Here is a 14459-nt window from a genome sequence, read left to right on the forward strand (position 1 = left end):
CCGCAGGGGCACATCTGGACGCATCCCGTCATCTCGAATGGAAAGTTATACCTGCGCGACCAGGACATCATTTACTGTTACGACGTGAAAAAAGGGTGACAGGGTTCCTCGATGAAACGGCGCGAATTTCTCAAATCTTCTCTGACAGCGGCGAGCGTGGCCGGTTTGGCCTCGGCGCTCGAAACGTCAGCTGCCGGGCAAAGCCCCGGCGCCGCGCGCGAGTTTTATGAACTGCGTCTCTATCATCTGCGTCGCGGCCCGAAGCAAAAACTGTTCGACGATTTCTATCGAGAAGCCTCCATCCCGGCGATGAACCGCGCCGGTATCGGACCGGTCGGCGTGTTCAATGTCGCTTACGGCCCGGACAGCCCGACGATGTATGTCCTCATCCCGCACAAAACAATCGAGTCGTTCGGGACAGCGCTCGACCACGTGCGTTCCGACGCCGATTACCAGAAGGCCGGGGCTGCGTTCATAAATTCGGTCCCCACCGATCCATCGTATGTGCGTGTCGAGAGTTCGCTGATGGTGGCATTTGCGGGCATGCCGAAACTTGAAGTGCCCGCGTTGGCGAAGGCTAATCAGTCGCGGGTATTCGAACTGCGGACCTACGAAAGCCACAGCAAGAAGGCGAACAAAAAGAAGATCGAGATGTTCAACACCGGCGAGATTGCCATTTTTCGCCGAACGGGATTGCAGCCGGTGTTCTTTGGCGAAACGCTGATCGGTACGAAGATGCCGAATCTGACCTACATGCTCGCGTTTGAGGACATGGCCGCGCGCGAAAAGAACTGGGGCGCGTTCGTCGCCGATCCCGAATGGAAAAAGTTGAGCGCGACTCCCGGGTTCACCGACGCTGAAATCGTCTCCAACATCACCAACATCTTTCTGCGGCCGGTGGCTTATTCACAGATTTAGTTTCGACGATCTGGTAACGAGAGTGGGACGGATCAGTCGGGTAGTGATTTGCCACCAGCACCCAGTTGCCGATTCTCAGACGTAGGCTCACCAAGCATCTCGTTCCTGAACTCCTCGTAAAGTGTCTTGTACCTCGCTCCAATTTCGCATTGAGTTTCCGTGCATGAAAGTCGGTGGAGAAACATCGCGGTGTCGAGCGGTGCCAGTAGCGCGATAAAATCCGCAAGGTTGGAAGGTTTGTTGAGCTCCCGGGGTCTGCCCACTTCATAACCTGCGTGTGTGTAGCAAGAAAACTCTGAATATAGTCCACGATAAGCCCAGGTTGAAATCTCGGCTTCAACGGCTCTGCGGTGGTAATCCCACTGAGGAGCCTCCTGTGTTCCGAGTAAAGCCAAGAACACCTGTAACTCGCTCTCTAACCGTTCGATTGTCTGAGTCGCCTCTTTGGGCACGTGTTGAAGTTCGCGTTGAAACAGCCGTAGGCGACGAATGTGTTCGGATAGTTCGCATGTCATAAGTTCAACCGCATGCCGCGGTGACTTGCTCGCGACGCGGCCATTAAAAATACGTTCCAGTAAGTTTCTCGCGAGAAGGTTGCAATCGTGGTGCTGTTCCTCACGATGAAGAATCCAGTAACCTCTAGCCGTATGCGCTGTCCCGAATGCTTGCGCGTAGAGATAACGTTGCTGAAATGATCGCAGATCTGTTCCAGGCCGGTCTTGCCATTCTTCACCAATCGAACGGGCGAAGGCGAGCGATTTGTCCGCAAGTGTCATGTGTTGGCTAACCTTTTTTAGACAGCATTCCCTGAGTGGTTTGCGCACGGTTCCTCTCTTCTTGCCACAACTGTTGCCATGCGGATATGAAACCGACCTTAAAATCGATGTGAAGGGAAACGAAGTTGCTCATCGCTTGGCATGGTCAAGTCGTGATCGCCGTCTAACGGGCGTTACTAACCTCCACACTCACGCTCTTCTTTTGATGCGGCACAACCAGGTAAGTCCGTTGATGCATCTGGTCCCACCACCAGCCGGGGTCGCGCCGAACCGGATTGGCCGACTGGAGCAAGGGAGCGCCGTCAACCAAAACTTGGTTCGGTTTGAGTCCTGCAATTAACGATTGACTCGATTCGCCCGAAAAGTAGTTCAGTTTGAAACGAATGCCGTCGCCGGTCGCTTCGAGGTTTTCAATTTCCGCGCCCGAGCTGACAACGATTGTGTCGTTTGCTCGACGCAGGCGGGCTGTTTTTATATCCGGGTCGAAACCTTGCAGTGCCAGCACATTCACCAGAATGTCTTCGGGATTGATGAAGGCGGGGTTGCGTTTTTCAAACTGCGAAATGCTGTCGGGATAGGCGCCAATTTTCTCGCCGTCGGCAAATTGCTGATACGTGCCGCTCACGGTGATGAGTTCAACGATTTGCCGCCAGTCCGCTGGCGAAAAATTCAGCGCCAGTGGCAACGTTGAGCCAGTCTCGGGCAAGGGCGTGTGTTGCAATTCGCGGGCGAGATGGAAGACGTGATAGGCATACACGAGGCCGCACCATTGCACCGGCATGGCCAGCCAGGAGTGCGTGTAAAAGGTGCTGCCGAACACCGGTATCGTCGCGCCGAGCATCATCGGTTTGTCCGGCAGCGACCAAAGGTAGATGAACGGCACACCGCTCTCGGCCCAATACACCGCGTCGTGCAGCCAGCGCGGATCACCGGTCGCGCGATAACCGTCGTGATAGGCGCGAATGGCGTAGGCGGCGGCGAGAATATCCGGCTCATACATCGGGCATTCCCAGGTCTGGCCGCCGCGCGGGACACGAAAATTTTCCATGAAACGCAGCGCCTTTTCCCCGGTGGCGAGCGCCGTGGCATCGCCGGTGATGCGCGCGTAACGAAGCAAAGTCGCGGCGCGGTTCGCGCAGGTGCCGAGCACAGAGTCGCCGGCCCGGCCGAGGTCCGCCTGTTGCGCATTGGCCGGTTCGTAGTGCCAGCCGCCGTCGGGTCGTTGCGATTGAATCAGATTTTGGATTTGCGGTTCAAGCGACGCCAGCGCTTCCGGCAGATAACCGTAGTAAAATGGAAATTCCCACTGCATGATATGGCAGTTCGCCTGCGAGGTAAGAAGTTCCGGTCCGCCGTCGCGCAACATGTTTTGAGCGGCCAGTTCGACGCGCTCGCGTGATTGCCGGCGAGCCTCGGACTTCTCGGCAACGAGTGAGTCGAGCCAGAGCAAAGCGGCAAATCCCGGCGCATGACTGCCGGCCCATCCGATACAGTGGCTCCACCGGTCGGTTTTCCCGTTCCAAAGCGTCTTCAGAAATCCGGCGCGGCAAACGTCGAGTTCGGGCTGGAAGTCGCGCGGCCAGGGATGCGGGTTTGGCAGGCCGCCGGTTTCACGCAGATATTCGCGCAAGGCGGCGTTCACCGGGCCGGACGCGACGACGAGGTTGGCATCGAGCGTGATGGCTTTGTCGGCGGCCAGTTCATAAGTCCTGTTTGCGCGACCGGCATTCTCCGGAACGAAGTCCGGCGTCGAAGGCAGGAACAGGGCGAGGTGATGGTTGGCCATGCCTTCGTCAAGGTTCGGTGAAGCGAAACGGGCCGAGGGAAAGGCGTGTTCGCCGTCCCAGCGTTGGAGAGGATTCCAAAACAAGGCGACCGTCACATCCGATTTCAAATTGGAGGCGGGAGATTTCGGGTTCGCCGTGCCGGCCAGGATTTGGTCCTTGAGCGAGTCAGGTGTAAAAAAACGAGCCGGGTTTTCGGGCGGCGACTGGCTGTCCGGTCCAACGGTGATTGCCATGAGCGGAACGGTGATTTTCCGCGCGTCGGGCGTGCGGCGGTCGGCGAGTTTGGGAGCGAAGTCGCGCGGGTTGGAAGAAGGCTCCGCGCCAAACAGATACTCCAGACCGGGGAAAAGACCCCAGGTTTTGACTGCGCCCGACGTGCCATCGCCGACGTAAATGTTCAGACCAGAAAGCGCGCGGACCTTGCGGGGCCGCGACGGCTTATATTCGTAGTGGACTCGGGCGACCGGCCGATCGGGCTCGACGGTCACGCGCAACCTCGCCTCCCAACTCACGCCGTCGGCGTCTCGTTGTGTTTGAACGAATTCAACCGAGTCGTTTCTTCCTTTCGAGAGCAGGGCCCTGCGCGGGTGAATCTCAAACGACTGCTCATCAGACCCTGTGTCCGTGACGATCCGCAGCAATGGCGACCACACCGCCACCGGCGTCCAGCCAGTTGCCTCATGGAAAAGAATTTTTGCGTAAGCGAACCCACCGCGTTGCCGGACGAACTCCAGCCGGACCTGATCGTTGCCGACGATCGCGTCTTGACGCGGTTTTGGTGGAGCAAAGATGTCGAGCTTTGACGTCAATTGTTCGGTTGGACCTGGTTGCATTAATTCTGCGCTTACGGCAACTGCGCCGGTTTTGTCCGGGGCCCGCCACGACCACTCGGCGCGCCAGGTTTCTCCGGTGGCAAGCCTCGGCAACGCGCGCGGGGATTGAGCATCATTGCCAATCCGGAGTTGGATGCGCGCCTTGCCCGGCAGGAGCGTCCCGCGTCCTCCATTTTTCATTTCGACATGCAGCAGAACGGGGTCGCCTGACTGGACGATGGCGCGGTCGGCCGAGAATTGGGTGAATTTCAACAGGGGTGCATAACCGCCAAGCAAGACATCACTTCTGCGGAACGCGTCCTTTGGTTCCCACTCAACGCGGACCTGGCCTGCGTTTGTGAAACTGAAGTCGCCGACGAACCATTGAGGTTCATTTTGTGCCGCACCGTTGATTTCAACCGGCGGCTCGGCGGAATCGGGAATGACCCGGAGCTTGAACGGACGGGCGGCTTTTACTCCCACGGCGCCGGTCGGAGCGGCGATGACCGCGTCGGCAACCAGGTCGGGTGGCAATTTTTTTGACGCGACTCTGTGGAACGCCAGAATTCGCGGATTGCCCCACAACGCCCAGTCGTAGCTGGTGTTGTTTCGCGCGTCGGTTGCCAGAGTCAGGCGCACGTGCTGACCGGCAAACTCCGTCAGATCGACAACGTGCGGTTGCCAACGCGTCTCGACTGTTTCGGCGGAGAACATCTGTCTGCCGTTGATCTGAACGACAAACCGTACGCCATCGGCACCCGCGCCCGACTTGATTCCGTCCGACAAGGCGATCTCGAACGCCAGCAGCAAAGGCTCTTGCGCCGTGGTTCGGGTCAGATCGAGTTCGTAATTTACCCTCGCGGGACGACCGACGGCCAGCGGGTGCTCGAACAAGGCGTCCTGTTTGACACCACCGGCGCTGGCGGGCTGACGCACCTCGCACGATAAAGCGTCCTGCACAAGGCCCGGTTTGAAGAGTTCAATCAGGTCGGCGGCGACTTCGACAACCGGCCGGCCGGCCGCGTTGGCCTGCTCCGCTCGAACCGGGCGCTGCCCCTGCGCCGGCGCGGACAACGCCGGGATGATGGAAGACAGCAAGACAGCGAGCGATGATTTCATCCCGCAACTGACCTGGTCGCACTCACTTTTATTCGTTCAAGATTCTTGAGCAGGCCATTTGGTGCCCGCGCGGTTGTGGCGGGGAACGCCTGCGGGAGCCAACACGATGATTTGTTTTAGCGGCCCACTGTGCGGCGAAACGCACGTTGCGTTTCCTTTTGATTTCTATGATCGTCCGGACACCCAAACAAAACCTCACATTTATGTCACCGCACAAATGTTTTGTCACAGCACGAGCACGGAGTCCAGTGATTCACCACCGGGCGTTCACTTTAATCGAACTCCTAGTGGTGATCGCCATTATCGCCATTCTGGCGGGTTTGCTGTTGCCAGCCCTGGCGAAGGCCAAAACGAAGGCGCAAGGAATCGCGTGTTTGAGCAACATGAAACAGTTGGGACTTTCGTGGTTGATGTACGCCACAGACTTCAACGACGCGGTTCCTCCCAACAACGGTGATCAGGGAAACAATTACAGTCTGACCTGGGTGAGCGGCTGGTTGACCCTGGACAAAGGCGACAATCTGGGTCATCCGGGACCGAACAACCCCGACAATACGAACACGGTTTTTCTGATGAAGAGTCACCTCTGGCCGTACCATCAGGCGCTGGGAGTGTGGCATTGTCCTGCGGACCAGAGCATGAGCACTCTGGGAGGCAGGCGCTATCCGCATGTTCGCACCATGTCCATGAACAATTGGATTGGAAATTTCGACCCCAGAACCGGCGCAGTCACCCCGTGGACTCCGGGGTACAAGGTCGTCAAGAAAATCAGCGACATGTCCGCCCCGCCGCCGAGTTTGACTTTCGTGCTGCTCGACGAGCGGGATGACAGCATTAACGACGGCTATTTTGTGACAGAGATGAACGGTTCCGATCCCTCGCGGCCAGGGTCATGGCAGGTCATTGACTTCCCCTCCAGTTATCACAACGGCGCATGCGGATTTAACTTTGCGGACGGTCATTCGGAGATCAAGAAATGGCTCGACCCGCGCACCAAGGCGAACCACAGGAATGATTACCATCTTTCGCTCAGTCCGCTTTCGCCGAACAATCCGGACGTGTCGTGGCTCCAGCAGAGGGCGACCGGGAAAAAATAACTTCAGTCTGTGCGCGCGCGCGCGCCGTGCGCCAAACTTCGAGATGGTGGAGGCGAGGGGAGTTGAACCCCTGTCCCTGACAGATCCGCCAGCCGCGACTACATGCTTAGTCGGGCGAGAGTTTTCTGCTGTGCGATGACGGCCCGACGCGATTCGCACTGCCTAGTCCGCATGAATTTTCTCGGCCGCCGGCGCGCAGTCTCCGCCGTCAACCATGCCTGCTGTTGCGTTCATTCACCATAGCAGGTATCCGGTGATGAACGTCGCAGCGCATTAGGCCGCGAGTGCTAGCTCTTCGTTAGCAGTTATGTTTTGGTCCGATGATTAACGAGGCCAACGAACCATCCTCGGCATGCCGCCTCTGACCTATCCCTCAGGTCGAAACCAGTACGCCCCCTCCCCATTCACGGCGACACCATCACACCACACCACACAAAGTTCAAGGCTCAAACGAGGGCCGGCGCCGGTGATTTGTTGTGCTGACGTGGCCGGTCTGGATAAAGAAACGAGACCGGCGTGAACGCCGGTCCCGTTCGAACTCGGTTCCTCTGGCGACCGGAGCTTAGTAGTCCATGCCTTCCATGCCGTGTCCGCCGCCGTGACCCGCAGGAGCTTTTTCCTTTTTCTCCGGGATCTCGGTGATCAGGCATTCGGTGGTTAGCAACAGACCGGCGATGGAACCTGCATTTTGCAGGGCGGTGCGGGTGACCTTTTTGGGATCCACCACGCCGGCCTTCACCAGGTCCTCGTATTCGCCGGTGGCCACGTTGTAACCGTCATTGCCTTTCCGACGCTTGACTTCCTGCACGACGAGGGAGCCTTCCACGCCGGCGTTGGCCGCCAACGCGCGGACCGGCGACTCGATGGCGCGCTTTACAATGTCCACGCCGATGCGTTCGTCTTCATCTTTGAGGTTGAGGGCGTCGATGGCCGGGAGGCAGCGGATCAGGGCCACGCCACCGCCTGGAACGATACCTTCCTCGACCGCCGCACGCGTCGCGTGCAACGCGTCCTCCACGCGGGCCTTCTTTTCCTTCATTTCGGTTTCGGTCGCGGCACCGACGTTGATGACCGCTACTCCGCCGGCGAGCTTGGCCAGGCGTTCCTGGAGTTTCTCCCGGTCGTAGTCCGAGGTGGTCTCTTCGATTTGGCGGCGAATTTGATTCACCCGTCCCTGGATCTCGGAGGATTTCCCGTGGCCTTCGACGATGGTGGTGTTTTCCTTGTCCACGACGATGCTCTTGGCGCGTCCGAGGTCTTCGAGACCGATGGATTCGAGCTTGATGCCGAGGTCTTCGGTGATGCACTTGCCGCCGGTCAGGATGGCGATGTCTTCCAACATGGCCTTGCGGCGGTCGCCAAACCCAGGAGCCTTGACGGCGCAGACATTGAGCGTGCCCCGCAGTTTGTTCACCACGAGCGTCGCCAACGCCTCACCTTCGACCTCTTCGGCAATGATCAACAGGGGTTTGCCGACCTTCGCCACTTTTTCAAGAAGCGGTAGCAGGTCTTTCAGACTGCTGATTTTCTTCTCGTAATTCAGGATGTAGGCATCCTCGAGCTTGGCTTCCATCGTTTCGGCATTGGTGACAAAGTACGGTGAGAGGTAGCCCTTGTCGAACTGCATACCTTCGACCACTTCCAGTGTGGTTTCGATCGACTTCGCTTCCTCGACCGTGATGGTGCCGTCCTTGCCAACCTTGTCCATCGCGTCGGCGATGATCTCGCCGATGGTATTGTCCCAGTTGGCAGAGACCGTCGCGACCTGCTTGATCTCTTCTTTGTCTTTGACCTTCTTGGAGATCTTCGCGAGCTGTTCCACTGCGGCTTCAACGGCCTTGCCGATACCGCGCTGGATACCGATAGGGTTGGCGCCCGATGTGACGAACTTCAACCCCTCGCGATAAATCGCCTCGGCCAGTACGGTCGCGGTCATGGTGCCATCACCCGCGGCATCGCTGGTTTTGCTGGCGACTTCACGCACCATTTGCGCCCCCATGTTTTCATAGGTGTCTTCCAGCTCGATTTCCTTCGCGACTGTGACACCGTCTTTGGTGACCGTCGGTGAACCGAATTTTTTGTCGATCACGACGTTACGACCTTTGGGGCCGAGAGTGGCCGTGACGGCCTTGGAGAGTTTGGTGACGCCCCGCAGGATCGCCTGACGCGCGGCCTCGTCGAACAATAATTGTTTTGCTGCCATAGTATTTTACTTCCTTCTTTTGGTTAAGATTATTCCACGACTGCAAGGATGTCGTCGGAGTTCAAAATCTTGTACTCCTTGCCATCCAGTTTGATCTCGGTCCCGCCGTACTTGCTGATGAGCACGCGGTCGCCTTTTTTGACCTCAAACGGCACTTTCTTGCCGTTGTCGTCGGTCTTGCCGGTCCCCAGCGCGATGATGAGGCCCTCCGTGGGTTTTTCCTTGGCGGAATCGGGAATGATGATCCCGCCCTTTTTCGTTTCCTTCTCCTCGACCGGTTCAACCAACACGCGGTCGCCGAGCGGTTTCAGGTTTACTGCCATACGTTGCTTTTCCTTTTGTTGTTTTTGATGTTACTGACGAATCAAATCCCACCGCACTCGCGGAGGGAAAATTCTTGTTTCGAGCCTGGATACGGGCGCATTCTTTTGTTCCAACGGCGGGCGTCAATCCGGGTTAACTCGTTTCGGAAGCAATAGACACGCAAGCCCGGTGACTGCGACCGCGGCAACCGGCAGAATCCGCAGCATATACCACGATGTTCTTTCAACCAGTACCCCGCCCGCGCCGGGTCCCTGTGGGGTCATGCTTACCCGATCGGTCACAGCCAGACCGGGGCCCAACGTCTGAATCACGGCCGCCGCGAGCAACGCGCCAACAACAAGAACGAGGCCGAAGGTTTTGTGAGCTGACGCTTTCACCATGATTTCAAATTCGGTTCACCAGCATGATTTCCCTCGCGAGCCGGTCTGATTTATTTCTTTTCGTCCACAACTTCCGCATCAATGATCGGTCCTTCGTCCTTCCCGTCCTTCTTCTCATCGGACCTGGCCTCATTTGATTCCGGTTGCGGCTGTGCTTTGCCGGCGCGCGTCTTTTCGGATGCGGCCTTGTAAAGGTCCGCTGAAACCGCCTGCCAGGCCTCGTTCAACTTTTCGCTTGCCGATTTAATCGATGCCGTGTCGCTGCCCTTGAGCGCCTCTTTGACTTCGCCGATGGCCGCTTCGATTTTCGCCTTTGCATCCCCGGAAATTTTTTCGGCACTATCCTTCAACATTTTTTCCGATCGGTAAACGGCGTTGTCGGCCTCGTTGCGTGTTTCGATTTCTTCCTTCTTCTGCTTGTCCTCTTCGGCGTGCGCCTCGGCGTCCTTGCGCATCCTCTCGATCTCGTCCTTCGAGAGTCCGCTGCTGGCTGTGATCGTGATCTTTTGCTCTTTGCCCGTGCCAAGGTCCTTCGCGCTGACGTGCAAAATGCCGTTGGCATCTATGTCGAAGGTGACCTCGATCTGGGGCACGCCGCGCGGCGCGGGCGGAATGTCCGTAAGATGAAACTTGCCGATGGTTTTGTTGTCGCGCGAAAATTGACGTTCGCCTTGCAACACATGGATTTCCACGCCGGACTGATTGTCTGAAGCCGTCGAGAAAATCTCCGATTTGCGCGACGGGATCGTGGTGTTGCGCTCAATCAGCCTGGTGAACACGCCGCCGAGTGTTTCGATGCCGAGCGACAGCGGTGTCACGTCGAGCAACAGCACATCCTTCACGTCGCCTTTAAGCACGCCACCTTGAATGCCCGCGCCGACCGCAACCACTTCATCCGGGTTTACGCCCTGATGCGGAGGCTTGTTGACGAGCGAATGCGCGGTTTCGACCACTCGCGGCATGCGCGTCATCCCACCGACCAGCACGAGTTCGTCGATTTTTTCAGAGGTGATGCCGGCGTCCTTCAGGCAGTTCTTGACCGGGCCGACGGTGCGCTCGAACAAATCATCGCAAAGCTGCTCCATTTTTGCCCGCGTCAGCTTCGCACTGATGTGCTTTGGGCCGCTGGCGTCGGCGGTGATGAAGGGCAGGTTAATTTCGTATTGTTGCGAGCTGGACAGGGCGATCTTCGCCTTTTCCGCCTCCTCCTTGATGCGCTGGAGGGCGTCCGGCTGCTTACGCAGATCCATGCCGTGTTCCTTTTTGAACTCATCGAGGATCCAGTCCATGACACGATTGTCCCAGTCGTCGCCGCCGAGATGAGTGTCGCCGTTTGTCGCCTTTACTTCAAAAACGCCATCTCCGATTTCCAAAACCGAGATGTCGAACGTGCCGCCGCCCAAATCGTAAACCGCGATCTTCTCATCTTTCTTCTTGTCGAGGCCATAGGCCAGTGATGCAGCGGTCGGCTCATTGATGATGCGGAGGACCTCCAGGCCGGCGATCCGGCCTGCGTCCTTGGTCGCCTGGCGCTGGGAATCGTTAAAATAAGCGGGAACGGTAATAACCGCTTGCGCGATTTTTTCCCCAAGCCGCATTTCAGCGTCCGCCTTTAATTTGGCCAGAATCATCGCGGATATTTCGGGGGGACTGAATTGCCTGGGCTTACCCTCCGATTCGACTTCGACGGCGGCATCGCCATTGGACGCTTTGACGACCTTATAGGGCACGCGCTTGATCTCCTCCTGAACTTCATCATATTTGCGGCCCATGAACCGCTTGATCGAGTAAACCGTGTTTCGCGGATTCGTGACTGCCTGGCGTTTGGCGGCATCGCCGACAATACGTTCGCCCGTCTTGGTAAACGCAACCACTGATGGCGTGGTGCGTTTTCCCTCCGAGTTCTCGAGTACGACCGGTTCGCCGCCTTCCATGACGGCCATGCATGAGTTGGTCGTACCTAAATCGATGCCTAAAACTTTAGCCATAATATCTGGTTCTGAATGTACCGGGTAAACCTCAGCACCGTGGGTGCCAACGATGCGATTGCTTGCCTAACAGATTGAAAACACCATAATTAGATTTGAAATGCCGCCAGTCGCCTGACAGCGCCGACTGTGTCAAACGGGCCACGGTGTCGCAGTGTTTTTCGAGTTGGCGCAGGTTCGGTTGGCACACTCGGCAGCGGGCATGGTCCTTGGCACGCAGCTCGTAACGAGGTCATCGAATGAAAAAAGCGTGCCCGGTGCGATTCAATTGCATAGAGTCGCAAGGAACTGATTCCACAAAATTGGACGCGAAACATCGTGCGTCGGGCAGTGGCAAACGAAACATCAAACCAGAAATGATTATGCCAGAAAAAACAGGATTCGTGGGGGTGGGTCGCATGGGCGCGAACATGGCGCGCCGGCTGAAGGAGGTCGGTTACCCGGTGGTCGCGGTTTATGACGTGCGTGCGGGATCGGCCCAATCGCTCGCACAGGAACTTGGCTGCGAGGCCTGCGCGACACTGGCGCGGGTCACTGCGCTCTCGGATGTCATCATTACAGTGGTCACTGACGACCAAGCGATGTGGAGGGTCTTTGCGGACAAGAAGGACAATCTGCTCAGGAACGCCGCAGGGAAAGTCTTCATCAACTGCGCCACAATTTCCCCCCGGGTCCATGTCGAAGTGGAGAAGCTTGCGAAGAAAGCGCGCGCCGAATCGCTCGAGGCCTGCATGGCTTCCAGTATAACGCAGGCGAGGCAGGGGACGCTCTATTTGATGTGCGGCGGAGCGGAAAGCACGTTCAACAAAGTGAAGGGGCTTCTGACGAAGTTGAGCAACGAAGGCCAGTTGCTGCGCTATATTGGCAAAGCCGGGCAGGCCGCAAACGTGAAGGCGTTGGTCAACATGGTCATGAACATCAACACGGCCGGGTTGGCCGAAGGCCTGGGGCTTGGCGCGGCGCTGGGTCTGGACCTCAAGACGCTCATGGAGGTTTTTTCCCAGACCGGCGCCAATTCGCGCGTGTTGCAAACCGACGGCGAAGACATGCAGAACCGTGAGCATTCCTGTTTTTTCAGCGCGGCGCACGCCGCCAAGGACTCGGGCATTGCGTTAAGTCTGGCCAAGGAAAAGAAACTCGACCTTCCGCTGGCGGCGGCCACGTTTAAGCAATACGCGAAGATGGTGAAACGCGGCCTCGGGGAACTCGACAAGTCGGGCGTCGCCGAACTTACGTTTAAAGGTCGCGGCGGCAGGGGACGCAAGAAGTAGGCTGCGATGAGTTTGACGGGGATGTGCCACTCAGGTCGTCCCTGGCTGAAAATCTTGTCCAACTTGCAGTGCAAAAAGGTCAAAAAGGCTGGCAGGAAACGCTCAAGTCGATCGTGCCCTTTGGTCTCGGCCGGACGAAGCCAAAGCACTTTCGCGACATGTTGAAGGTGGCCTGGAGGAATCGCGACAACTTGGGCTACGCCTGGAAGGTTTTGAGCCGGGGCGTTTGCGATGGTTGTGCGCTTGGAGTCGCCGGTTTTCACGATTGGACCATCGACGGAATCCATCTCTGCATGACCCGGCTGAATTTGCTTCGGCTCAACACGATGCCGGAACTGGACGCAAGGCTCCTCACCGGACGCCTCGACCTGGATCACTTGCGAACGCTCGACAACGCCCGTCTCCGCGATTTAGGCCGTATGCCGTATCCCATGGTGCGGGAAAAAGAGGCGCCGTTTCGGCGAATCGGGTGGGACGAAGCCTACCAACGCATCGCGAGCAGACTGCGCGTCGTCCACCCGAAGCGTTGGGCGATGTTCCTCACTTCGCGCGGCATCACGAACGAGGTTTATTATATGGCGCAGAAGGCTGCGCGCTTCCTCGGCACGAACAACGTGGATAACGCCGCGCGCCTTTGCCATGCGCCCAGCACTGCGGCGATGAAGCACGCCATCGGCGTCGCTGCGACGACCTGCAGCTACAAGGACTGGTATGGCACCGATCTGATTGTTTTTTTTGGCGCAAATCCGGCCAATGACCAGCCGGTGACGACGAAGTATCTGCACGAAGCGAAGAAGCTGGGGACGAAAGTGGTCCTCGTGAATCCGTATTTCGAACCGGGAATGAAGCGTTACTGGGTGCCCTCCACTTTGCACAGCGCGCTGTTCGGCACCGACATTGCCGATTACTGGTTCGCGGTGGGGCAGGGCGGCGACATCGCCTTCCTTTACGGCGTGTTGAAAATCATCTTTGGCAACCGATGGGAGGACGACTCGTTCATAAGGAACCACTCGGAGGGAGTGGAAGAACTGAAGCGAAAAGTCGATTCGTACGACTGGCCGACGCTCGAAATCCAATCCGGTGTGAGTCGGCCGGTGATGCAGGAGTTTGCCGAACTGATTCACGGCGCGGCAACAGCCGTAATGGTGTGGAGCATGGGCATTACGCAACATGCTTTCGGCGGAGACGCCGTGCAAATGATCCTGAACCTTGGGTTGACCAAGGGATTCGTCGGGCGCGACAAGTGCGGACTGATGCCGATTCGCGGCCACTCATCGGTGCAAGGAGGAGCGGAGATGGGCGCCTACGCGACCGTATTCCCCGGCGGCAGACCGGTGAACGGGGTGAACGCACAAATGCTTTCCAAGCAGTACGGCTTTCCGGTGCCGGACTGGGTCGGCCTCACGGCGCCGGAAATGATCGAAGCCAGCGCGGCCGGGCAGCTCGATTTGCTCTACTGCCTCGGCGGAAATTTTCTGCGCACGTTGCCGGAACCGGATTACGTGGCGCGCGCCCTCGCCAACGTCCCGGCGCGCGTTCATCAGGACGTTATTCTCACCGACCAAATGTTCATCGAAGCGAAGGAGGAAGTCATTTTGCTACCGGCCAAAACGCGTTACGAACAGGACGATGGCGGTACGGAAACGAGCACTGAACGTCGCGTCATGTTCAGTCCGGAAATCCCACGCGGGGTTGGGGAAGCGAGGGCGGAATGGAAGATCTTGCGCGAGCTTGCCGCCGCAGTCCGGCCCGAACACGCACACTTGCTCGGGTGTGAGACGGGC

Annotated in this window: 9 protein-coding genes and 1 other RNA gene; 4 read left to right on the forward strand and 6 right to left on the reverse strand. The window is 57.8% G+C overall.

Features of this window, described 5'->3' with window-relative positions:
- Window positions 1-111: 111 nt before the first annotated feature.
- Window positions 112-918, forward strand: coding sequence for an NIPSNAP family protein (locus VN887_15290; GenBank protein ID HXT41373.1), 807 nt, complete (start codon window positions 112-114; stop codon window positions 916-918).
- 32 nt (window positions 919-950) lie between these two features.
- On the opposite strand, the gene VN887_15295 is transcribed toward VN887_15290, so the two are convergent.
- Both VN887_15295 and VN887_15300 read right to left on the reverse strand, forming a co-directional pair.
- Entirely contained in the window at window positions 951-1742 is a 792-nt protein-coding gene (locus tag VN887_15295) for a DUF5677 domain-containing protein (protein ID HXT41374.1), read from the reverse strand.
- 115 nt (window positions 1743-1857) lie between these two features.
- Window positions 1858-5412, reverse strand: coding sequence for a hypothetical protein (locus VN887_15300; GenBank protein ID HXT41375.1), 3555 nt, complete (start codon window positions 5410-5412; stop codon window positions 1858-1860).
- Window positions 5413-5615: 203 nt separating this feature from the next.
- Here VN887_15300 and VN887_15305 point away from each other — a divergent pair, with 203 nt between their 5' ends.
- Window positions 5616-6509, forward strand: a complete 894-nt coding sequence (locus tag VN887_15305; protein HXT41376.1) for a type II secretion system protein — start codon at window positions 5616-5618, stop codon at window positions 6507-6509.
- A 44-nt stretch (window positions 6510-6553) separates the two neighbouring features.
- On the opposite strand, the gene ssrA is transcribed toward VN887_15305, so the two are convergent.
- From ssrA to dnaK, 4 genes are all read right to left on the reverse strand, one after another.
- Window positions 6554-6906, reverse strand: a transfer-messenger RNA (tmRNA) gene (gene ssrA / locus VN887_15310).
- Window positions 6907-7071: 165 nt separating this feature from the next.
- Window positions 7072-8712 carry a chaperonin GroEL gene (gene groL, locus VN887_15315; protein HXT41377.1) on the reverse strand — a complete coding sequence of 547 codons (1641 nt, stop codon included), beginning with the start codon at window positions 8710-8712 and terminating at the stop codon, window positions 7072-7074.
- A gap of 29 nt (window positions 8713-8741) precedes the next feature.
- Complete coding sequence (gene groES, locus VN887_15320) at window positions 8742-9035, reverse strand: co-chaperone GroES (GenBank protein HXT41378.1); 294 nt, start codon at window positions 9033-9035, stop codon at window positions 8742-8744.
- Window positions 9036-9466: 431 nt separating this feature from the next.
- Window positions 9467-11404: a molecular chaperone DnaK gene (dnaK, locus tag VN887_15325; GenBank protein ID HXT41379.1), complete on the reverse strand. Its 1938-nt coding sequence runs from the start codon at window positions 11402-11404 to the stop codon at window positions 9467-9469.
- Between the two features lie 239 nt (window positions 11405-11643).
- On the opposite strand from dnaK, the gene VN887_15330 reads away from it, so the two are divergent.
- On the forward strand, window positions 11644-12675 hold the full coding sequence (locus VN887_15330) for an NAD(P)-dependent oxidoreductase (protein HXT41380.1): 1032 nt from the start codon (window positions 11644-11646) through the stop codon (window positions 12673-12675).
- A 68-nt stretch (window positions 12676-12743) separates the two neighbouring features.
- Window positions 12744-14459, forward strand: a 1716-nt coding sequence (locus tag VN887_15335) for a molybdopterin-dependent oxidoreductase (protein ID HXT41381.1), incomplete at its 3' end; no start/stop codon positions are given.

Origin of the sequence: Candidatus Angelobacter sp. (assembly GCA_035607015.1) — a bacterium.
Classification (GTDB): domain Bacteria; phylum Verrucomicrobiota; class Verrucomicrobiia; order Limisphaerales; family AV2; genus AV2.